At 48.5% G+C, this 20,979-nt stretch carries 20 protein-coding genes and 1 CRISPR repeat array; of the genes, 18 read left to right on the top strand and 2 right to left on the bottom strand.

Annotated features, from left to right (window positions below):
• Window positions 1-349 precede the first annotated feature (349 nt).
• The 5 genes from SPTER_RS18330 (at window position 350) to SPTER_RS18310 (ending at window position 7,242) form a co-directional block, all read left to right on the top strand.
• Window positions 350-2,110, top strand: a complete 1,761-nt coding sequence (locus SPTER_RS18330; RefSeq protein WP_144351708.1) for a formate--tetrahydrofolate ligase — start codon at window positions 350-352, stop codon at window positions 2,108-2,110.
• Between the two features lie 176 nt (window positions 2,111-2,286).
• On the top strand, window positions 2,287-3,048 hold the full coding sequence (locus SPTER_RS18325) for a transposase (protein WP_144351707.1): 762 nt from the start codon (window positions 2,287-2,289) through the stop codon (window positions 3,046-3,048).
• 58 nt (window positions 3,049-3,106) lie between these two features.
• Window positions 3,107-3,859, top strand: a complete 753-nt coding sequence (locus tag SPTER_RS18320; protein ID WP_144351706.1) for an ABC transporter ATP-binding protein — start codon at window positions 3,107-3,109, stop codon at window positions 3,857-3,859.
• Entirely contained in the window at window positions 3,852-6,284 is a 2,433-nt protein-coding gene (locus SPTER_RS18315) for an ABC transporter permease (RefSeq protein WP_144351705.1), read from the top strand. Before SPTER_RS18320 ends, SPTER_RS18315 begins: the two co-directional genes overlap by 8 nt.
• Before the next feature lie 37 nt (window positions 6,285-6,321).
• Window positions 6,322-7,242, top strand: coding sequence for an HlyD family secretion protein (locus SPTER_RS18310; protein WP_246105351.1), 921 nt, complete (start codon window positions 6,322-6,324; stop codon window positions 7,240-7,242).
• Window positions 7,243-7,341: 99 nt separating this feature from the next.
• Here the strand turns inward: SPTER_RS18310 and SPTER_RS18305 are convergent, their stop codons facing one another.
• Window positions 7,342-7,674: a GIY-YIG nuclease family protein gene (locus tag SPTER_RS18305; RefSeq protein WP_144351703.1), complete on the bottom strand. Its 333-nt coding sequence runs from the start codon at window positions 7,672-7,674 to the stop codon at window positions 7,342-7,344.
• 262 nt (window positions 7,675-7,936) lie between these two features.
• Between SPTER_RS18305 and SPTER_RS18300 the strand changes: the two genes are divergently transcribed.
• Together SPTER_RS18300 and SPTER_RS18295 are read left to right on the top strand one after the other, a co-directional pair.
• Window positions 7,937-8,707, top strand: coding sequence for a hypothetical protein (locus tag SPTER_RS18300; RefSeq protein ID WP_144351702.1), 771 nt, complete (start codon window positions 7,937-7,939; stop codon window positions 8,705-8,707).
• 178 nt (window positions 8,708-8,885) lie between these two features.
• On the top strand, window positions 8,886-9,128 hold the full coding sequence (locus SPTER_RS18295) for a hypothetical protein (protein WP_144351701.1): 243 nt from the start codon (window positions 8,886-8,888) through the stop codon (window positions 9,126-9,128).
• A gap of 22 nt (window positions 9,129-9,150) precedes the next feature.
• Here the strand turns inward: SPTER_RS18295 and SPTER_RS18290 are convergent, their stop codons facing one another.
• Window positions 9,151-9,318 carry a hypothetical protein gene (locus SPTER_RS18290; protein ID WP_144351700.1) on the bottom strand — a complete coding sequence of 56 codons (168 nt, stop codon included), beginning with the start codon at window positions 9,316-9,318 and terminating at the stop codon, window positions 9,151-9,153.
• Window positions 9,319-9,664: 346 nt separating this feature from the next.
• On the opposite strand from SPTER_RS18290, the gene SPTER_RS18285 reads away from it, so the two are divergent.
• The 11 genes from SPTER_RS18285 to SPTER_RS18235 all read left to right on the top strand — a co-directional run bounded on the left by SPTER_RS18285 (window position 9,665) and on the right by SPTER_RS18235 (window position 20,968).
• The gene (locus SPTER_RS18285) at window positions 9,665-10,048 is read left to right on the top strand and encodes an exonuclease domain-containing protein (RefSeq protein WP_144351699.1); all 384 of its coding nucleotides are present in this window, start codon (window positions 9,665-9,667) and stop codon (window positions 10,046-10,048) included.
• 92 nt (window positions 10,049-10,140) lie between these two features.
• The gene (gene cas3, locus SPTER_RS18280) at window positions 10,141-12,375 is read left to right on the top strand and encodes a CRISPR-associated helicase Cas3' (RefSeq protein ID WP_144351698.1); all 2,235 of its coding nucleotides are present in this window, start codon (window positions 10,141-10,143) and stop codon (window positions 12,373-12,375) included.
• 15 nt (window positions 12,376-12,390) lie between these two features.
• Window positions 12,391-13,125, top strand: a complete 735-nt coding sequence (cas5c, locus tag SPTER_RS18275) for a type I-C CRISPR-associated protein Cas5c (RefSeq protein ID WP_144351697.1) — start codon at window positions 12,391-12,393, stop codon at window positions 13,123-13,125.
• The gene (gene cas8c / locus SPTER_RS18270; protein WP_144351696.1) at window positions 13,122-14,858 is read left to right on the top strand and encodes a type I-C CRISPR-associated protein Cas8c/Csd1; all 1,737 of its coding nucleotides are present in this window, start codon (window positions 13,122-13,124) and stop codon (window positions 14,856-14,858) included. The genes cas5c and cas8c overlap by 4 nt, the downstream gene beginning before the upstream one ends.
• Before the next feature lie 45 nt (window positions 14,859-14,903).
• Window positions 14,904-15,824: a type I-C CRISPR-associated protein Cas7/Csd2 gene (gene cas7c, locus SPTER_RS18265; protein ID WP_246105350.1), complete on the top strand. Its 921-nt coding sequence runs from the start codon at window positions 14,904-14,906 to the stop codon at window positions 15,822-15,824.
• Window positions 15,821-16,516 (top strand): CRISPR-associated protein Cas4, encoded by a 696-nt coding sequence (gene cas4 / locus SPTER_RS18260; protein WP_144351695.1) that lies wholly within the window; start codon window positions 15,821-15,823, stop codon window positions 16,514-16,516. The genes cas7c and cas4 overlap by 4 nt, the downstream gene beginning before the upstream one ends.
• Window positions 16,513-17,544 (top strand): type I-C CRISPR-associated endonuclease Cas1c, encoded by a 1,032-nt coding sequence (cas1c, locus tag SPTER_RS18255; protein WP_144351694.1) that lies wholly within the window; start codon window positions 16,513-16,515, stop codon window positions 17,542-17,544. Before cas4 ends, cas1c begins: the two co-directional genes overlap by 4 nt.
• A gap of 9 nt (window positions 17,545-17,553) precedes the next feature.
• Entirely contained in the window at window positions 17,554-17,844 is a 291-nt protein-coding gene (gene cas2, locus SPTER_RS18250; protein WP_144351693.1) for a CRISPR-associated endonuclease Cas2, read from the top strand.
• A 166-nt stretch (window positions 17,845-18,010) separates the two neighbouring features.
• A CRISPR array of direct repeats spans window positions 18,011-19,153; the repeat unit is 32 nt; unit sequence GTCGCGCTCCTTGCGGGCGCGTGGATTGAAAC.
• A 163-nt stretch (window positions 19,154-19,316) separates the two neighbouring features.
• A complete protein-coding gene (locus SPTER_RS18245; protein WP_144351692.1) occupies window positions 19,317-19,568 on the top strand; it encodes a GntR family transcriptional regulator in 252 nt (83 codons plus the stop codon).
• Window positions 19,496-19,843 carry an aminotransferase-like domain-containing protein gene (locus tag SPTER_RS24860; protein WP_170233319.1) on the top strand — a complete coding sequence of 116 codons (348 nt, stop codon included), beginning with the start codon at window positions 19,496-19,498 and terminating at the stop codon, window positions 19,841-19,843. The genes SPTER_RS18245 and SPTER_RS24860 overlap by 73 nt, the downstream gene beginning before the upstream one ends.
• Window positions 19,844-20,416: 573 nt before the next feature.
• Entirely contained in the window at window positions 20,417-20,968 is a 552-nt protein-coding gene (locus tag SPTER_RS18235) for a 3'-5' exonuclease (protein WP_144351690.1), read from the top strand.
• Window positions 20,969-20,979: the final 11 nt, after the last annotated feature.

Raw genomic sequence — 20,979 nt, 5'->3', positions numbered from 1 at the left:
CGTGCCAATGTAGAATGTAAAAACTGTGGGAGTAATTAACAATAATTACAAAAGGTTACATAGATGTATATATAAGTTGCTGTTAACCGGGAATCGGAAGTAAAATGCAATTTCAGAATTATGTGAATTGGCTATTTACTTAATTGGCAATTGCATTTTAAACTCTTGGAGTATACGGCGTTTAAATCTATCAGCGTTTTTTCATTTCCGATTCAGGTTTACTTTACCCGGCGCTTGGCTAGGCAGGGCCCAGGAAATAAGCAAACAGGGGGGGTGTTCAGGCAAATTGATGATATAAGCTGCAGACAGTAAACCAATGTGTAGTTAAAAAAGAGGGGGATGTATTTTTATGGCTTGGGATCCTACAGTATTGAAGGACTGGCAAATAGCCGAAGCGGCAGAGGGGAATATCCCAACTACCGCCCAGTACCAAGAGATGATGGGGCTGCAAAAAGATGAAATAATTCCTTATGGTAAAACGCCGAAGATTGATTTCCTGAAGGTGATCGACCGTCTGAAAGATAAACCGGACGGCAAATATATTGAAGTAACCGCGATCACGCCCACCCCCTTAGGGGAAGGCAAGTCAACCACTTCCATCGGCATTATGGAAGGCCTGGGCAAACGCGGTGTGAATGTGGGCGGCGCCCTGCGTCAGCCTTCCGGCGGGCCGACTATGAACGTTAAGGGGACTGCGGCCGGCGGCGGTAATGCCCTGTTAATTCCGATGACCGAGTTCTCCCTGGGCCTGACCGGGGACATCAACGACATAATGAATGCGCATAATCTGGCGATGGTCGCCTTAAATGCCCGCATGCAGCATGAGGCCAATTATACCGATGCCGAGCTGGAAAAACGCGGTCTGAAGCGGCTGGATATTGATCCGAAAAATATTGAAATGGGCTGGGTGCTGGACTTTGCCGCCCAGGGCCTGCGTAATATCCTCATTGGCCTGGGCGGCAAAAAAGACGGCTTTATGATGCACTCCAAGTTTGGTATCGCCGTTGGCTCGGAATTGATGGCGATTCTGGCTGTGGCCAGAGATCTGGCCGATATGCGGGAACGGTTCAAACACATCGTGGTTGGCTATAACCGCCAGGGTAACCCGGTTACGACCGGCGACCTGGAAGTGGACGGGGCCATGACCGCCTGGATGCGCAATACCATCAACCCGACCCTGTGCGCCACCGTGGAAGGGCAGCCCTGTTTTGTTCATGCCGGCCCGTTTGCCAACATTGCAATCGGTCAGTCCTCGATCATAGCGGACCGCATCGGCCTGAAGTGCTTTGATTATCATGTTACCGAGTCCGGTTTTGCCGCCGATATCGGTTTTGAAAAATTCTGGAATGTAAAATGCCGCCTGAGCGGTCTGAAGCCAAACGTCTCGATCCTGGTAGCCACTGTACGCGCTTTGAAGATGCATGGCGGCGGCCCCACCGTAGTACCAGGGCGGCCGTTGCCTGATGAATACACCCGGGAAAACCTGGGCCTGCTGGAAAAAGGCTGCGAGAACATGGTGCATTTGATCAACATGATCAAGAAGTCCGGCGTCAAACCGGTTGTATGCATTAACGCCTTCTACACCGATACGCCGGCCGAACATGCCCTGGTCAAGAGAATTGCCGAGCAGGCCGGCGCCCGCGCCGCGGTCTCGGAGCATTGGTTAAAGGGCGGCGACGGTGCCCTGGATCTGGCCGATGCGGTCATGGATGCCTGCAAAGAAGAAGTCGACTTCCAATACCTCTACCCGTTGGAAATGCCGCTGCGGCAGCGGGTTGAGCGGATCGCCACCGAAGTCTACGGCGCTGACGGCGTGGACTGGGCGCCGCTGGCCGAAGAGAAAGCCAAGAAGTTTGAGTCTGATCCTAAATATGCCGACTACTGCACAATGATGGTTAAATCGCACCTGTCCCTGTCGCATGAACCAACCTGGAAAGGCGTGCCCAAAGGCTGGCGGCTGCCGATCAGAGATGTATTGGTTTATGGCGGCGCCAAGTTCCTCTGCCCGATGGCCGGCGCTATCAGCCTGATGCCGGGCACCAGCTCCGATCCTGCCTATCGCCGCATTGATGTTGATGTTAAAACCGGCAAGGTCAGCGGTTTATTCTAATAACAACCCTCCGAAAGCCCCGCAAGCGGGGCTTTCTCTTTGTCTCATCCGACTCAGGGGGACGGTTCTCTTGAGTCGGCGGCAGGCTAGGTTGGCTGATTGCATCTGACTCGAGGGGACGGTTCTCTTGAGTCAGGCAGCAGGCTTATGTTATCATATTAAGGGAGGTGATATTGATGCCCAGACAAGCCCGGCAAAACAGCCAGACCGGTATTTATCATATAATTTTACGTGGTATTAACAAACAGGTTATTTTCAATGATAACGAGGATAGAAAAAAATTTCTTGGCTGCCTGCAAGTATACCGGGACAGCTGCCAATGTCTGATCTATGGCTATTGCCTGATGGATAACCATATCCATTTGCTGCTTAAAGAAGGCCAAGACCCCATCGCCGGGTTCATCAAAAAAGTAGGTGTGAGCTATGTGGCCTGGTATAACCGCAAATATCAGCGGTGCGGGCATTTGTTCCAGGACCGCTTCAAAAGTGAAGTCATCGAAGATGAGCCTTATCTGTTAACGGCATTACGCTATATTCACCAAAACCCGGTGCAGGCCGGTATCGTGGCCCGCTGTGAGGAATATGCCTGGAGCAGTTATGCCGAATATACCGGCAGCAGTGCCGTTACGGAGACGGCCTTTATCCTGGGAATTTTTGATCAGGATTATGAAAAAGCTGTGCAGTACCTGCAAACCTATATGGACGAGCAGGCCGCAGCTGCCTGTATTGAAATGAATGACTTTGCCAAACCAACCGATGCCCAGGCCCGGATTTTGATTCAGGAATGTATCGGTAGCGCCAGTTTGGCAGCGCTGCCAAGCATGGACAAACAAAAGCGAAATAGTCTCTTATATAAAATAAAGCAATTAAACGGAGTATCGACGTGGCAAATCGCGCGTATAACCGGCTTAAGCCAAAGCATTGTTGCGCGGGCCTGACTCAAGAGAACCGTCCCCTTGAGTCGCCTGATGGTCACGGGGATAGATGGAGGGAAATATGTTTGGAAACTGGTTGTCCGGGCTGCTGCATGTGGAGCTGCCTGAACCCCGTTCAGCCGCCGCCGCAGTTGAGATTACCGCAGTACATAAAACCTATGTAACCGGGGCCGGTGAGTTCACAGCCCTAAGAGGCGTAGACCTGCAGGTGGCCGGCGGTGAGTTTGTCGCCGTTGTGGGTAAGTCAGGCAGTGGCAAATCGACCCTGATTAATATGATTACAGGTATTGACCGGCCTACCAGCGGGGAGGTATGGGTGGCGGGCACACCGGTACATAGCTTAACGGAAAATCAGATTGCCGTCTGGCGGGGGCGGACGGTCGGGGTGGTATTTCAGTTTTTTCAGTTGCTGCCGACCCTGACAGTGCTGGAAAACGTTATGCTGCCAATGGATTTTTGTAATGTCTATGACCGGCTGGACAGGCCCCGGCAGGCACTTAAGCTGCTGGCGCTGGTCGGGGTAAGTGAGCAGGCGCATAAACTGCCTGCTAATCTATCAGGCGGGCAGCAGCAGCGGGTGGCTATTGCCAGGTCGCTGGCCAATGATCCGCCCTTATTAGTAGCCGACGAACCGACCGGCAATCTTGACAGTAAGACGGCAACGGTTGTTATTGACTTATTTAGAGAACTGGCCGGTCAGGGCAAAACGATTCTGATGGTGACACATGACAACGATTTGGCCAGCCGCAGCGGCCGGATTGTGACGGTTTACGACGGGCAAATTCTGGTCGCCGGGGAGGGGAACCATGCTTGATTATCTGCTGGTTTCGCCCCGCTGGCGTAAGGTGCTGGCTGACTTATGGGGAAATAAGCTGCGGACCCTGCTGGTTGTCCTGTCGATCACAGTTGGCGTTTTTGCGGTAGGGATGGTGTACAGCTCTTATCTGATGTTTGAGCGGGATCTGGCTTTAAGCTGGACGGCGGCGGCGCCGGCCAGCGCCAGTGTGTATGCTGATCCGTTTGACGAGGAGCTGGTAGACAGTATCCGCAGCCTCCGGGGTGTTAAAGAGGCCGAGGGGCGGCGCAATGTCGACCTGCGGGTTCATGCCGCCGGCGGGGAATGGCGGCAAATGTTTCTGACCGCCATTCCGGATTATCATAAACAAAAGGTGAATCTTGTTAAAAGCCAGAGCGGGGCCTGGCCGCCCGGTGACGGTGATGTTTTGCTGGAACGGTCATCGCTGTCTGAACTGGGGGTGCAAACCGGCAGCAGTATTCAGGTGGAAACCGCTGCCGGCCGGAAGCGTACCCTGAAGGTTACCGGCATTGTGTATGATTCCAGTCAGATCCCCAGCCTGTTTAGCGGCCGTTCCTACGGCTATATCAATATGGATACCCTGGAGAAGCTGGATGAAGAGCGCCGTCTTGATCAGGTGAATTTTGTGGTTGAGCCCTGGGTGCTGCAGGGCCAGGATACGGCCCCGATTGAGGCTATCGGCCGCCGGGCCTGGAGTAAACTGGAGCAGGGTGACACAACCGTGTTTTGGCTGCAGATAAACAAACCGGGGGAGCATCAATTGCAGGGGATTATTAATGCCCTGCTGCTGCTGTTAACTGTCCTCGGGGTATTGTCCCTGTTGTTAGGCACCTTTTTATTAGTTAACACAGTATCGGCGATTTTGACGCAGCAGGTGCGCCAGATCGGCATTATGAAGGCTGTTGGCGCCCGGCGCCATCAGATTCTGCGTATGTATTTAGTCCTGGTGGGGGCCTATGGTGTGCTGGCCCTGGCCGTGGCCGCGCCGCTCGGGGTGCTGGCAGCCAGTGTGGTAACCGGGTTTATAGCCCAGGTATTTAACTTTGATTCAGGCGGACTGGAATTGCCGGCCAAAGTATTTCTGTTAGAGGCCGCGGCCGCGCTTGTTGTGCCAATCCTGGCTGCTGTCTGGCCGGTCTGGCGGGGGACGGGCATAACTGTGCGCGAAGCAGTCAGTGATTACGGTCTGGGCAGCGTGGCGCCCAAAGGCCGGCTGGACATTTTTATTGACCGCCTGCTGGACAGGCTGAAACAGCTGCCCCGGCCGGTATTGCTTTCCCTGCGCAATACCTTTCGCCGCAAAGGGCGGCTGGCTTTGACCCTGTTAACGCTAACGGTGGCGGGAACGGTCTTTATGGCGGTGTTCTCCATCCGGTCTTCTCTGTATTCGACCCTGGATGCGGCCCTTGATTATTTTCATTATGATGTGTCTGTCGGCTTTACCCAGAATTACCGGGCCTCACGCATTGAACATGAGGTTCTTAAGGTACCGGGGGTTAAAGCGGCCGAGTCCTGGGGTTTTTCCTCAGGCCGGATACTCAGGGATGAACGGAAGCAATCGGAGGATGATGCGAGCAAAAATGTCTTTATTTTAGCGCCCCCGGTCGACTCGGCCATGATTCAGCCCCAGATTATTGCCGGGCGCTGGCTGGTGGACGGAGATGAAAGCGCTTTGGTGGTAAATACGGAAGCCTTGAAAGACAGTCCGCAACTGCAGGTGGGCAGTCCGGCAATCATCAAGATCGGCACCCGCAAGCTGCGCTTTACTGTAGTGGGTGTGGCCAAAAGCACCTTAACCGGCCCGCTTGTGTATGCTCCCTATCCCTGGTTTACCGGGGCGATTCAGGAGGCGGGCGGAGCCCGGTCTGTCCAGATTGTGGCGCAGTCGGCCGACCCGGCGGAGCAAAGCAGTTTGGGCCGCAGGCTGGAAGAACAGCTGAAGAAAAACAATCTGCGGGTGCAAAATGTTGATATTACCTGGGAGCAGAAACAGCGTATCCGGTCCCAGTTTGATATACTGACAGTCTTTTTATTGTTGATGGCAGTACTGCTGGCTGTTGTCGGCGCCTTGGGGCTTATGGGGACAATGGGGATCAATGTCCTGGAACGAACCCGTGAGATCGGGATTATGCGGGCCATTGGCGCCTCCGGCGTTGATATTGGCAAGGTGTTTGTCATTGAGGCGTTATGCATTGGGATACTAAGCTGGTTGTTAGGGGCGGTATTAGCGCTGCCGGTGGCCGCGTTGCTGAGTTATCAGGTCGGCGTGCTGTTTCTGCAGAGTCCGCTGACGTTTTCATTTAGTTTTCTTGGGGTGGGAATATGGCTGGCACTTTCAACCCTGCTGTCGGTACTGGCCAGTTTAATGCCGGCTTGGAATGCTGCCAGGCTGAGTGTGCGGGAAGTATTAAGTTATGAATAAGAATACACGAGCAAGGGGAAGCGAGGAGAAGAAGCTGATGAAAGCAAAGGGCTGGCTGCCGGCGCTGATCGTTGTTATTATTGTGGCACTGATTGCCGGCGGATGGTGGTTTTATACCGGGCGCCAGGGAGAGCAAAAGGAGTTGGCGCCAGTTAAGGCGGATAACCGGGTATTGGCCGAGGGGATTATTTTTCCCGTACGTTATGCGCAGATGGTGATGCCGGTAGACGGCACCATAGGTGAGGTTCTGGTGGAGGAGGGTGATGCGGTAGCCGCCGGTCAGCCGCTCATCCGGCTGGTACGGCAGGATTACCAGGCCCGGGTTGGCAGTACCGGTGCCGATATCAGCCGCGCGGCGGCGGCGGTGGAGCAGGCGAGAATCAATCTGGCCGATGCTGTCCGCGAACTGGAGCGGCAACAACGCCTGGAAGCAGCCGGCGCCACCTCCAGGCAGCAGCTTGAACAGGCGAAAACGGCGGCTGACAGAAATCAGGCGGCCCTGGCCCAGGCGCAGGCCGAGTTGAAAACGCAGGAAGCCCGGTTAGTGGAGGCCGAAGGCCTGCTTGACAAAACCGAGCTTAAAGCGGCCATCAGCGGTACGGTAGCCTTCCTGGATGTTAAGGTCGGCGAACATGCCAGTATCGGTACGGTGCTGGTGCGCATCGCCGATCAAAGTGAATGGGAGATTCGCAGCGATGATTTGACGGAGCTGACGGTGGCCAGGGTCAAGCAAAACGATCCGGTGGCCCTGACCTTTGACGGCATACCAGGCCTGGAGTTAACGGGAACAGTGAAGTCCATCAGGCCCTATGGCGAAAAAAAACGCGGTGACATGACCTATACGGTTACCATTGCGCCTGACAGCTGGGATGAGAGACTGCGCTGGAATATGACGGCCCAGCTTGCCATCACCCCCTCTGCGACTCAAGGGGACGGTTCTCCTGAGTCACAAAAGTGACGTAACTGTTCAGGTTGGTTTAAAGACTGTGTTAACAGGCAGGTAACAGTAAGGAGCCCCCCGGCAGCTTCAATGAAGTGCCAGGGGGTTCCTGCTTTTCTACAGCGTATTGTTGGCGGCGGCTAATGGTTTGGCCGGCGGATTATAACCTTTGTCACCATACGGCTGCAAGGTGTCAAGCCATTTTTCCTCTAATTCCGCCACCGCGTTACGCCAGGACTCTTGTGCTATTTTTTCCGGATTGATGTTTTCCAGCACTTCGAAGGTAAATGCGTCAGAACCGTATAAATTCCAGTCTGCCTGCAGTTCTTTATTATGATGGGATTTCATGCTTAATTGAAACCGGTTGCTATTAAGCTTGCCTGGCAGGTCCAGGCTACTGCCGATAAAGAGCTTGCCGGTAACCGTGTTTTTAATCTGATACACGCCCATCGGGCGCGGTGTCTCTTTATAATTAACATAGACAAATCATATTTTTGTTTGCGGGGAACAGGCAAGGGAGATTTTTAAACGGTTATTTAGTCCTGGCGGGATGAGCCGGGCCTTGATTTTCAGGAAAAAGTGACTCAAGAGAACCGTCCCCTTGAGTCAGCTAGGTTTTTCCTTTTTCAAAAGGATTTCTAAAATTGGGGGTGCATAATACAGCTATAGCTTCGGCTATGGACCTTGTAAAAATGAGAGGATGGTAAATAGAATGAATAAAAATAGTAAATGGTTGCTGGCCGTAGGGGTTGCGGCGATGATTACTGCCAATGGGCTGGCTATGGCTGCTGTTGGGCCGGTGCCGGCTGATGCCGGTAATGGTACCAAGCAGGCTGCGTTTGATAAGAGAGAGGGTAAGGGAAAAGCCTTTAAAGAAGATTACAATAAATTGCTGGCATTGCTGAAGATCGACGATAAAACGTTTAAAGAAGAAATGAAGGCAGGTAAAACGTTAGCGGCTGTTGCCCAGGAACAGGGTGTTTCTGAACAAGAGTTGCAAACATTCCTGGAAAACCAAATAACCCAGCGCCTGGAAACGGAAGAGAAGTCAGGCCGTTTAACTGCTGACCAGGCAGCCACAATGAAAAGCGGCATGCCTGAGCTTGTAGCTAAGATGATGAACGGTACAGGGCCTCTGCACCACGGTCCAAGGGCAGGGCATGCTCCCTTTGCCAATGACAAGATGTTAGCGTTTCTGAATATTGATGCCGACACGCTGCGCAATGAACTGAAGACAGAAAAAACTCTGGTTGCGGTTGCCGGGAAGCATGGCGTTTCTGAGCAGGAACTTAAAGAGTTCCTGTTAGCCCAAATGACGGAACGCCTGGACGCCGGCGTGCAAGCCGGCCGGCTTACTGCCGAGCAGGCCGACGGGATGAAAGCCAATATGGAAGAACGCGTGACCAAGATGATCAATGCTGAAGGCCTGATGCACAGGGAGCATGGTCCCCTGCCTAAATCTGAACAGCAGGCTGATTCCTGATCAGTAAGCGAACAGGCCATGGCCTGCGCAGAGTTCCGTAAACAAGCTAAGAAGCATCTGCCGTGCAGATGCTTCTTAATTTTTTCTCAGGCCGGTGTTTTTCAAAAGAAATACTAAAATTACTAGGTTAGAATATAAACATGAGATACCGGAAAATAATTGTTAGGAGAGAGCAAATATGGAAAAAATGTTCAAACGGCTATTATCTAATACTTTAAGTTTTGCTACCACATTACTTATTATGGCTGCGCCTGTCGCGGCAGTCATCTACGCTTCTGAGCCTGCCACTGCTGTGGAAAGCTTTAGCCTGGCTGAATCGACGCCTGCTGCTGCCTACGCCCAGGCACCCAATAATGAGCATCCGCTGTATGACATCTATGAAGGGGATGACTTGGTGCGCAGTACCTTTTCGCCAAAATAGTTATGAAAAGCCAGGTTGGCAGTTAATTCCGGATGAACGCTATTGCTGGCATATTATTTTGTTCTACGGCAACAATTTTATCAGCAGCGGCTTCGGCGATTTTGGCCTGCTCAGCATAGGTGACGTCCATAATGACGCCACCTTTTAACATTTGGGCCAGGTTTTTGTTGAGTTCGTAGCGGTTTTGCATGATTGATTTTCTCCTAGGTGTTTAAAAATATTTTAATTATTGTACCGATACAATTTTATGGTATCGGTATTTAGTTTTTGCAATTATAGCAATATGAGAAAAGAAATTTAATATATAAAGGACTTTTGTTATTTTGTATTGATACAATTATTATATTTTGGGTTTTTAATGCTTAATTAATTAGGCAAGCATTTTTGAAAAATACTTGATTTTATGATTACTATAACTGAGAAAAGCAGAAGAGCGGCTAATTTTACAAAAATAATGTTTTTTAGTCATAATTTTACAGGAAAGAAACCTGCTTTGAGAGAAAATATACAGTAAATTTCCAGCAGGAGAGGATGCCATGCAGGCGTATTTTACCGCGTTTGATTTTGAGACAGCCAATTTTCAAAGCCACAGTGCTTGCCAGCTGGGCTTAGCTGTAGTGGAGAATGGACGGATTGTGCTGGAAAAAGCCTGGTTGATCAGGCCACCCACCAAAGTATTTACTTTTTCTTACTTACATGGTATTACCTATTCAATGGTGAAAAGCCAACCGACATTTGGTGAGGTTTGGCCGGAGGCCAGACCGTTTTTTGAACGGCAGATTATCGCTGCCCATAATGCTGATTTTGATATAGGTGTACTGTTGGCAACACTGACTCACTATGGTCTGTTTATGCCTGAGTTTTATGTTATTGATACGCTGGCAGTTGCGCGAAGCGCCTGGCACTCTGTGGCCGACTAGCTGCAGCGCGTGCGGGCAAATTCGGTGTAGGCCAATTAGGGCGAACAGACAGGCCAGGCGGTGGTTAAACTTTATGATAAGGAAGAAGCAAAATGGATAATAACGAATGGATTGCTCATGTTCGAAAAGATGATGAGGAAAAATGGGGTTTTCCTCATTTACTGTTAGACCATTTAAGAGGTACAGCGAGTTTAACCGAGCAGTTTGCAGATAAATTTCAATCTGGAAAATGGGGAAAAACCTTGGGGTTAGCGCATGATGCAGGCAAAGGAAGACTAGATTGGCAGAAATATATAAGACACAAAAGCGGATATGATGATGAAGCCCACTTGGAGGGGAAGGTTGGCAAGATTCCTCACGCAATTTATGGCGCAAAGCTGGTTGAAGATTTGTTTGGCAAGGCTATTGGACGCTTTTTAGCTTATGGTATTGCTGGGCATCATGCAGGTTTGCCGGATTGGTCGAATGCGGAGGGAGCGGGAACATCTTCGTTGCAATTTCAGGCAAGCCAAATAAAGGATATACATGATATTGCGGATTTTATTATAAATGAATTACAGCCTATAAAATTTGCTAACCCACCATGGCGATTTAGCAGCGAAGGATTAGATTTTTCTCTATGGATAAGAATGTTATATTCATGCCTCGTCGATGCGGATTTTTTGGATACAGAGGCATATATGGACAAAGAAAGAGCGGATACAAGAGGGAGCTATTGCAATATAACAGAGTTGTTGGAACGGTTTGACTGGTATATTCGGCAATTGGAAAGCAAATCGAGGAATACTCATGTTAATCAAATTCGTCGACAGGTTCGGAATAAATGTGTGCAGATGGCGCGAGAGTCCCGGGGTGTTTTTTCTCTTTCTGTTCCCACTGGTGGTGGAAAAACTTTGTCGAGTTTGGCTTTTTGTCTTGAACATGCCAAGAAACATGATTTAGATAGAGTTATTTATGTGATTCCTTATACAAGTATAATTGAGCAAAATGCTGATGTATTCAAGGCCGCGCTTGGGAAAGAGCAGATTGTTGAGCATCACTCCAGTCTGGGAGAGGAGGATTCTACTCCAAAATCGCGACTGGCTTCTGAAAATTGGGATGCCCCGGTGATTGTCACTACTTCCGTTCAGTTCTTTGAATCATTGTTTGCGGCAAAATCCAGTCGCTGTCGTAAACTGCATAATATAGTGAACTCTGTAATCGTTTTGGACGAGGCACAACTGGTTCCGGTTGATTACTTACTGCCTATTCTTGAAGCCATGCAATTGCTTGTTGACCATTATCGTGTTAGTTTCGTTATTTCCACTGCCACTCAACCGGCATTTAAAGAACGCTTAGTTGATGGAAAGAATTTTCCTGGACTAAAAAATGTGAAAGAAATAATGGGTAATGGCGTCACTGATCTATATGCCTCGCTAAAGCGGACTCAGGTTAATCTCCCTAAAGACATTCATTCGGTAACAAGTTGGGAGGAAATTGCACAGGAATTGGTGCAGTATGAGCAAGTTTTGTGTGTGGTATCCGACCGTAAAAGCTGCCGTGAATTACATCGTTTAATGCCAAAAGGCACAATTCATTTGTCTGCCTTGATGTGCGGGCAGCATCGAAGTGAGGTGATTGAGGCTGTCAAACAAAAACTGAAAAACGGGGAGTCTGTTCGTGTTATTAGTACTCAGCTTGTTGAAGCGGGAGTAGATATGGATTTTCCTGTTGTCTACCGGGCGCTTGCTGGGCTGGATTCTATTGCGCAGGCAGCCGGGCGGTGTAATCGGGAAGGGAATCTGTCTGATTTAGGTAAGGTGATTGTTTTTAATGCTCCGAAAAAACCACCGTTAGGAATTTTGCGAAAGGCAGCAGATACAACACGCAGTATTCTTGCAACAACATGTCAAGATCCGTTGCATCACAGTCTATTTGAACAATATTTTTCGGAATTATACTGGAAAGCCAATTCGCTGGATGTTAAGGAAATTGTTAAGCTGCTTACTCCTAGCCCACAGGATTGTGGTGTATATTTTCGTACAGCGGCTGAGCGGTTCAAACTGATTGATGATTCTCGACAAAAGACAATCTTGGTACGTTATGACGAAGGAAATACATGGATTGATTTATTGCGGTTCCAAGGGCCAGATCGAACTTTATTGAGAAAACTGCAGCGATATACAGTTAACATCAGCAAGGAGACTTTTAATGACATGCTGAGACGCGGGGTAATATCAGAAATACAACCAGGAATATTTGCTCTTACGTCGGAAATGGATTACTCACAGGCAGTGGGGTTAGTGCTTGGCGATGATGCTTATGAAGCGGAAATATTGATTGTATAGAGAGGAGAGTAATGGATGCATAACTGGTGTTTGGAAGTATGGGGCGACTATGCTTGCTTTACCCGACCGGAAATGAAAGTGGAACGTGTAAGCTATGACGTTATGACACCGTCAGCGGCGAGAGCGATTTTTGAAGCAATTCTCTGGAAACCGGCCATCAAATGGAATGTGACGCGAATTGAAGTGCTGAATCCGATACGCTGGATATCTGTCCGCCGAAATGAGGTGGGCGGAATCGTCACTAATCCTACTGCCAGACAGATGGCAGGCGAGTCAAGCGAACCCCTGGGAATATTTATCGAGGAAAAACGGCAGCAGCGGGCCGGATTGTTTTTGCGGGATGTCAGGTATCGAATTCACGGTTATTTTGAATTTACCCCACCAGAAAAACGAAAAGCAAATAATTTGCTCCTTTCTGAGGTTTGGGCAGATGACCAGGAAAACGCGGAAATAGTGAGGCTGGATGAGATAGAAGCTAAATATGCCGCTATGTTTGAGCGGCGTGCAAAAAAAGGGCAATGCTTTCATCGTCCCTATTTAGGTTGCAGAGAGTTTGCTTGTGATTTCCGCTTAGTTGATGAAGACCTAGAACCGGCTAAGTTAATCAATGAAACACGCGACCTAGGTTATATGTTATATGACATGGACTTTGAGCGGAATATAAAGAGTCCGCCGCCGCTATTTTTCCGGGCAGAAATAAAGGATGGAGGCATCAACACCGACCGCCGGGAAGTGGAGGTAAGGGGATGATACTGCAGGCGTTAAAAGAGTATTATGATCGAAAAGCGGCTGACCCGGAGAGCGATATTGCGCCGGAAGGCTTTGAAAAAAAAGAGCTACAGTTTTTAATAGTGATAGATGCTAAGGGGAATTTTCTAAATATTGAAGATACAAGAGAAAGGATTGGCAAGAGATTAGTTGGCAAATCATTTTTACTGCCAAGATCAGTCGGAAGATCAGGCAATAAAAGTTATGAAACTACTTTTTTATTGTGGGATCATATTGGATATTTGCTGGGGCAACCTATTGGAGATCCAAAGTCCTCCAAACAGCATCAAACATGGTTGGCAGCGTTGAGCAGACTTGATAGCGGTCTTTTAACAGATGTTGGAGTAAATGCTATTATTGAATTTTATAACAATAACGAATTAGAAAGAGCTATTGCGAGTCCGCAACTCAAAGAATGTTTAAAGGCTCCGCAATGCAACATGTCCTTTCGGTTAATATCTGATATGTGTCCGGTGCCTTGTAGATCGAAGGTTCAAGAATTTGTAAGAAATAATACAACTAGAATTATAGACAAAGAAGTAAGTGAAGAGAAAGAACAAACGGGTATTTGTTTAATCACTGGCGAATTTGGTGTTATAGCAAGAACACACAGTAGGACACCTATTAATAAAGATACAAAATGTTTAGTTGGATTTCAAAAAAATAGTGGCTACGACTCATATGGAAAAGAACAGGGTTACAATGCACCAATAAGTAAATCAACTGAATTTACTTACGTTACTGGTTTAAATACTTTGCTTAAATCTAGCTCACAGCGCCTCTTAATTGGTGATGCCTCGACTATTTTCTGGTCAGAAAAACCATCCTCGTTTGAATCAGATTTTTCCTTCTTTTTTAAAGAACCGGAAAAAGACAATCCTGATATAGGTACAGAAAAGATAAAGGCACTATTTGAATCTGTTAATAGCGGTGCATATAGGGATGATGACAGTACCTCCCGCTTTTATATTCTCGGGCTATCGCCCAATGCGGCTAGGATTTCGGTACGTTTTTGGCATGTGGGAACCATTGCAGAGTTTGCCGGACGTATCAGGCAGCATTTTGAGGATTTTGCAATTATTAAACTTTCTAGAGAACCAGAATATTACTCGCTTTGGCGTACTTTAGTAAATATTGCTGTACAAGACGAAAGTGAAAATATTCCTCCCAACCTTGCAGGTGATTTTATGAGGGCAATTTTGAACGGAACACCTTATCCTGCCACGTCATTACAAGCGGTTATCCGCCGGATTGGCAGTGATACGGAAAATAGAGTGAAGCCGGTTCGGGCCGCGCTAATTAAAGCTTATTTGAACCGATATCACCGATTTTATCCCAATAAGAATCATAAGGAGGTTACTATGGAACTTGATGTATCTCAACCCTCTATTGGTTATCAGCTTGGTAGATTGTTTGCCACCCTTGAAAAAATCCAAGAAGAAGCGAATCCCGGGATTAATGCAACAATTCGTGAAAGATTTTATGGAGCAGCATGCGCAACCCCAGTGACTGTTTTCGCTAATTTACTTCGGCTTAAAAATCATCATCTTGCTAAACTTGAGAATAGGGGGCGTGTAGTGAATTTTGAAAGGATGTTGGGGGATATCGTTAGTAAAATAACTGATTTTCCGGCACATTTGGACTTACATGAGCAAGGTCGATTTGCTATCGGCTATTATCATCAACGGCAAGCATTCTTTATTAAAAAAGAATGATGCTGCTTCTGTAAATTAAACAAGAATATAAATGAGGGGTGTTAAATGATGAGTATCAGCAATCCGATTCAAAAACGCTATGATTTTGTTATTTTATTTGATGTGAAAGACGGAAATCCAAATGGTGACCCGGATGCAGGCAATTTACCACGAATTGATGCAGAAACTGGTCATGGTCTCATCACTGATGTCTGTCTAAAAAGAAAAGTGAGAAATTATGTAGGACTAAAAAACAGCGACAATCCTCCACATGGGATATTTGTGAAAGAAAAAGCAATTTTGAATAAAGTCATTGAGCAAGCCTATATCAGTCTGGATATCAATCTCCAGGAGGTGCCCAAAGATGTGACCGATGGAAATAAACGCAATAAGGCTGGACAAGGACAAGGTAAAGAAGTTGAGCGAGCTAAACAATTCTTGTGTCAAAACTTCTTCGATATACGGACTTTTGGTGCCGTTTTGTCAACAGGGGCTAATGCAGGTCAAGTAAGGGGACCGGTACAGTTTACCTTCGCGCGTTCAGTTGACCCAGTTGTCGCGCTTGAACACAGCATTACCCGTATGGCGGTTGCTACGGAGGCCGAAGCAGAAAAACAGGGCGGTGATAATCGCACAATGGGTCGTAAATTTACCATTCCTTACGGACTGTATCGCGCTCATGGTTTTATTTCTGCACCATTGGCAAATCAAACCGGATTTTCAAAAGATGATTTAGAAATTCTATGGGAAGCGCTAGATCTGATGTTTGAACATGACCGATCCGCTGCGCGAGGGCTGATGGGTACAAGAAAGTTAATCATCTTTGAACATTCTTCCGCAATGGGAAATGCGCCGGCACAGCAGTTATTTGACGCAATTACGGTAAAGAAAAAAGATGATAATAAGCCAGCGCGGGATTTTGGCGATTATACAATTTCTGTGGATAAAACAAAAATTCCGCAAGGTGTTACATTGATCGAACGATGACAGAGCACTATTTAGATGAAGACCTTCTGCTCCTATCCGGCATTCAACATATGGCTTTTTGTGAACGTCAGTGGGCGTTGATTCATGTAGAGCAAGTCTGGGCAGAAAATGTACGGACAGTAGAGGGCAAGCATTTTCATGAACGGGCAGATGATCCGTTCTTTGATGAAAGTCGCAAAACGGTGAGGATTGTAAGAAGTATGCCGCTTGTCTCTCACCGTCTCGGCTTGCGCGGGGTAGCCGATGTAGTGGAATTTCACCATAGTAAGCCTGAAATTAGCGGTGAAACCTGCCAGTTAAAAGATCGCGAGGGCTGGTGGCGTCCGCTGCCTGTTGAATATAAGCGGGGTAAACCCAAGAAGGATGGCCGTGATGCAGTACAGCTTTGTGCGCAGGCGGTGGCGCTGGAAGAAATGCTGGGATTAACGATAACTTCAGGTTGTCTCTTTTATGGAGAAACCAAGCGGCGGGAGGCGGTTGAGTTTACTCCGGCTTTACGGCAGCACACGATGGAGTTATCCCGGAAGATGCATGTATTAGTTCGAGAGGGCATAACACCTAAAGCAAAAAAAGGGAAACGCTGCGCCCAATGCTCGCTGGTGGATGATTGCCAGCCGTACTGGATGCTGCGGCATCGTCCGGTGGCGGCATATTTGGCGCGAATGTGCAGTTTGGAGGCGGATGAACAATGAGACGGCTTTTGAATACGCTTTACGTGACTATGCCGGATGCCTACTTGGCTTGTGACGGTGAGAATGTAGTGATTAGAGTGAAGGATGAGACAAAATTCCGCGTTCCTGTACATAATCTGGAAAGTATTATTTGCTTTGGCTTTGCAGGAGCCAGTCCGAAGCTTATGTATTTATGTTCTGAGCGGGGTGTGGCCCTGTCCTTTCTAACTGAATATGGTAAATTTATGGGGCGCGTAACTGGTGGTATTTCCGGAAATGTACTCCTTAGGCGGGCGCAATACCGCTGGGCGGATGATCCGACTGTGTCCGCCCGACTGGCCCGGCGATTCATTGCCGCAAAGATCATGAACAGCAGGGCATTGCTGCATCGCTTGCGGCGCGATCATAAAGAAACTGTCGACAGCCTGGCGCTGGACAAAGCGATTACCTGGCTGGCAGGCACTGCAGACAGATTGGAAAAGGCGGGTAACGGCGATGTGATACGCGGTGTAGAGGGCGAGGCGGCACAGGTTTATTTCTCTAATTTCAACCAGTTAATTCTAAGTCAAAAAGAGGAATTTTACTTATTCAACCGTAACCGGCGCCCCCCAACAGATCGTATTAATGCCTTATTGTCATTTTTGTATACACTTTTAGCTCATGATGTAACTTCAGCTATAGAAAGTGTCGGTCTTGACCCGCAGGTGGGATTTTTGCATCGCGAGCGACCAGGCCGGCCTAGTTTAGCTTTAGATATTATGGAAGAGCTGCGACCACACTTTGCTGACCGGCTGGCAGTGACGCTCATTAATCGTAAACAGATTTCAGCCGATGGTTTTGTCGTGAAAGAAAACGGGGCGGTGATTATGGCGGAAGATACCCGCAAAGAGGTGTTGACAGCCTGGCAAAAGAGAAAACTGGAAGAGATAACGCATCCTTATTTAGAAGAAAAAATTTCATTGGGACTTGTGCCTTATGTACAAGCTTTACTATTGGCCAGACATATCCGGGGTGATATAGAAGATTATCCGCCATTTTTCTGGAAGTGAGGAGAAACAATGCTGGTTTTGATTACCTATGATGTAAGTGTCACTACTGATGCCGGTAAGAGGCGGCTTCGCCGGGTGGCAAAACAATGTGTGAATTATGGGCAACGGGTGCAAAACTCGGTTTTTGAATGTCTCGTTGATCCAACACAATTTGCTGAACTTAAGCATCGTTTAGAAGCGATCATTGACGTTGAGACCGACAGTTTGCGTTATTATTTCCTTGGAAACAACTGGAAGAATCGTATTGAGCATATCGGTGCTAAGACGGCTTATGATCCAGAAGGTGTTTTAATGATCTGATGCGAATCCCAAGTGAACATTATTTCCCCGGGATATTCGCAGTATTGATGTTACAAGGATTCGAGCAACTTAGGCTATAGAATTTTTAATTTTTAAGTTCGATTTTACTCGGTTCGCAAAAATAGCGATTTCAGAGCTTGATTTATATGAGTTTGTGGGATCGGGGGTCGCGCTCCTTGCGGGCGCGTGGATTGAAACGCTAAAAACAGAATTACAGTGCCTTAAACTAGAGTCGCGCTCCTTGCGGGCGCGTGGATTGAAACTTGCCAAGGCAACTGCCGGCATGGCGGGTATCTGTCGCGCTCCTTGCGGGCGCGTGGATTGAAACCTATAGCACAATTAGCTGATGCTATTGGGTTAAGTCGCGCTCCTTGCGGGCGCGTGGATTGAAACAAATCCGCCTGTAACATAGTTCATTTTTTTAAAGGTCGCGCTCCTTGCGGGCGCGTGGATTGAAACCAACGTGGCGCTGATCTATAAGGGTACGACATGGGTCGCGCTCCTTGCGGGCGCGTGGATTGAAACATGCCCGGATTGGGAAGATCCGCTGCGTGGACGGTCGCGCTCCTTGCGGGCGCGTGGATTGAAACAAGCTAGATGGCGATATACCGGAGTAACAAGGGCGTCGCGCTCCTTGCGGGCGCGTGGATTGAAACCATAGGGTTCTTGGGCGCTTCCTTTCGGGCTTTCGTCGCGCTCCTTGCGGGCGCGTGGATTGAAACATTTCAGTAACGGAGCCGCAATGAAATATTTTGTCGCGCTCCTTGCGGGCGCGTGGATTGAAACCTTTTTGCGGGTTTTTGGGGCAATAGTTCTTTTGTCGCGCTCCTTGCGGGCGCGTGGATTGAAACTTTGGTAACCTCATCTTCTTTTGCTCCGACCATGTCGCGCTCCTTGCGGGCGCGTGGATTGAAACGTTTGCATCCCGAGATAAGATGGCCCTGGAATCTGTCGCGCTCCTTGCGGGCGCGTGGATTGAAACCCTGCTTATCGTGATGATATTAAATTGTATACGCGTCGCGCTCCTTGCGGGCGCGTGGATTGAAACTTCTAGTTGTTGCAATTGCTCCATTGTTATTAGGTCGCGCTCCTTGCGGGCGCGTGGATTGAAACCGATGACTTTACCTGTGGTTAAATTAGTGCTATAGTCGCGCTCCTTGCGGGCGCGTGGATTGAAACCTGTCTTACGGCCTCTACACTCACCTTTAGACCGTCGCGCTCCTTGCGGGCGCGTGGATTGAAACATAGGTTATGGACACAGTTTTCCGGGTAATTTTGTCGCGCTCCTTGCGGGCGCGTGGATTGAAACATCGGATAAAGTGACTACCATGAGCGGATCATTAGCTTATCTATGTAGATATTGTTTACTTTGCGTAAATAATTGTATTTACTAAAATGATTGTACCGATACAATTTTATTGGGCCGGTACTGAATTTTTTTAATTATAACAAGTGGCGAAGGAGAACTCAATATGAGTCTGGATTTTTCCAATTTTGTATCGATACAATTAAGTAAAGAAGATAAGCGGCCTCTGTATGTGCAATTATATGAGTATTTGCTGGAGCTCATTGTGAGCGGGCGGTTAAGTTATGGGTATTTACTGCCGCCTGTGCGCAAGCTAGCCTCCTTGCTGGGGTTAATCCCGGTGCTGTGGTGGGGGCCTACAAACTGCTGGAACAAAACGGCTATGTCTTTTCCCGGGCCGGCAGCGGCAGCTATGTAGCGGAGAGCACGGGCCGGCCGGATGATGAAAGCCCGGCCGGAACTGCTGCCGATACGGTTGAGGTTATGCCTAACAGACCGGTGCCGGCCAGCGGTATTGATTTTGCCACTGTTATGCCGCCGCCTGATTTATTGCCGATCGATGATTTTAAGAATATCCTGATTGAGGTACTGGACAGAGATAAGGGCAATGCCTTCAGTTACCAGGACAGTCAGGGATTTCAGCCTTTACGCGGCGCTATACTTACAAGCGCAGGGGATCAGGACCCAGGCTGATAATGTGCAAATTATATCAGGCGCCCAGCAAGGAATCGATATTGTAGCTAAAGCCCTGCTGAATCTCCGCCCAGGCGGCTGAACGGCAAGGCATCCTGCTAACACCTGGTACGGCCTTTTTCCCCAAGGTCACGCTCCTGACCGGTTTATCCGGCTGAGTTTTGCCGTTGTCTGTTCAGCTGAAAGCCGGCAAGGGGTGAAGGGGCTGGGCGACATCCTTACGCGGCAGCTCAATGCCGGCCAGGGAGAATAGCAGCGCGCAAATTAGCTTGCCAAAAAACAACATTAGACGTATAATCAATACTGATTATTTATACATATTACTGTATGGGGATAGTACGGGACGATGGTTTTATTGCCAGCGTCGCTGGCCCCACTGGCCCCGGAATTTCAACAGGGTTAACGGTTTTAAGATAATGGCTGAGAGATAAGAGAACGCCCTGACTTCAGGCACCTTGCAGGGCGTTTTTAGCTTATGTGCCGGGAAATGATGCTTACGTGCCTGGCCGGGGCAGGGTTATTAGGAACAGAAAGGCCGCCGGCTGCCATAGCGGCCGGCGGGGTTACCTGGATATGAATTATGTTGCTATTGATTTTGAGACCGCCAACAGCAGCCGGGCCAGTGCGTGCAGCCTGGCGGCGATTACGGTAGAAAACGGGGCTATTGTCCGCACGGCCTATTCGCTGATCCGTCCGCCTGTGCTGCAATTCAATTACTGGAATACGAAGATTCACGGCCTAACGGCGGCACACGTGCAGGATAAGCCCACCTTTGCGGAATTGTGGGACCGAATCAGACCGCACCTGGAGCATAAAATCGTAATTGCTCATAATGCCGCCTTTGATATCAGTGTGTTACGGGGTATGCTTAACGAATACGGGCTGCCCTATCCTGCGTTTCGTTATGCCTGTACGGTTGATATTGCCAGAAAGGTCTGGTCAGATCTGGAAAACTATAAGTTATCCACCTTAGCCAGGCGATTTGCCATTGAGTTTGAGCATCATAATGCCCTGCATGATGCCCGTACCTGTGCGTTGATTGCCCTGTTGGCAAAAGCAGAGGCCCAAGCCAGCAGTTTTATGCATTTAGCTGACATACTGCAGATCAGCTTACGGGAGTTCTAAACCGACAAGTA

The organism is Sporomusa termitida, assembly GCF_007641255.1.
In the GTDB taxonomy this organism is placed as follows: Bacteria; Bacillota; Negativicutes; order Sporomusales; family Sporomusaceae; genus Sporomusa; species Sporomusa termitida.
Note: the sequence above shows the minus strand (reverse complement) of the source record. Positions and strands in the feature narration are given on the sequence as shown.

Coding starts and splice junctions, on each gene's coding strand:
- SPTER_RS18330 (WP_144351708.1), top strand. CDS start 350: ATGGCTTGGGATCCTACAGTATTGAAGGACTGGCAAATAGCCGAAGCG.
- SPTER_RS18325 (WP_144351707.1), top strand. CDS start 2,287: ATGCCCAGACAAGCCCGGCAAAACAGCCAGACCGGTATTTATCATATA.
- SPTER_RS18320 (WP_144351706.1), top strand. CDS start 3,107: ATGTTTGGAAACTGGTTGTCCGGGCTGCTGCATGTGGAGCTGCCTGAA.
- SPTER_RS18315 (WP_144351705.1), top strand. CDS start 3,852: ATGCTTGATTATCTGCTGGTTTCGCCCCGCTGGCGTAAGGTGCTGGCT.
- SPTER_RS18310 (WP_246105351.1), top strand. CDS start 6,322: ATGAAAGCAAAGGGCTGGCTGCCGGCGCTGATCGTTGTTATTATTGTG.
- SPTER_RS18305 (WP_144351703.1), bottom strand. CDS start 7,674: ATGGGCGTGTATCAGATTAAAAACACGGTTACCGGCAAGCTCTTTATC.
- SPTER_RS18300 (WP_144351702.1), top strand. CDS start 7,937: ATGAATAAAAATAGTAAATGGTTGCTGGCCGTAGGGGTTGCGGCGATG.
- SPTER_RS18295 (WP_144351701.1), top strand. CDS start 8,886: ATGGAAAAAATGTTCAAACGGCTATTATCTAATACTTTAAGTTTTGCT.
- SPTER_RS18290 (WP_144351700.1), bottom strand. CDS start 9,318: ATGCAAAACCGCTACGAACTCAACAAAAACCTGGCCCAAATGTTAAAA.
- SPTER_RS18285 (WP_144351699.1), top strand. CDS start 9,665: ATGCAGGCGTATTTTACCGCGTTTGATTTTGAGACAGCCAATTTTCAA.
- cas3 (WP_144351698.1), top strand. CDS start 10,141: ATGGATAATAACGAATGGATTGCTCATGTTCGAAAAGATGATGAGGAA.
- cas5c (WP_144351697.1), top strand. CDS start 12,391: ATGCATAACTGGTGTTTGGAAGTATGGGGCGACTATGCTTGCTTTACC.
- cas8c (WP_144351696.1), top strand. CDS start 13,122: ATGATACTGCAGGCGTTAAAAGAGTATTATGATCGAAAAGCGGCTGAC.
- cas7c (WP_246105350.1), top strand. CDS start 14,904: ATGATGAGTATCAGCAATCCGATTCAAAAACGCTATGATTTTGTTATT.
- cas4 (WP_144351695.1), top strand. CDS start 15,821: ATGACAGAGCACTATTTAGATGAAGACCTTCTGCTCCTATCCGGCATT.
- cas1c (WP_144351694.1), top strand. CDS start 16,513: ATGAGACGGCTTTTGAATACGCTTTACGTGACTATGCCGGATGCCTAC.
- cas2 (WP_144351693.1), top strand. CDS start 17,554: ATGCTGGTTTTGATTACCTATGATGTAAGTGTCACTACTGATGCCGGT.
- SPTER_RS18245 (WP_144351692.1), top strand. CDS start 19,317: ATGAGTCTGGATTTTTCCAATTTTGTATCGATACAATTAAGTAAAGAA.
- SPTER_RS18235 (WP_144351690.1), top strand. CDS start 20,417: ATGAATTATGTTGCTATTGATTTTGAGACCGCCAACAGCAGCCGGGCC.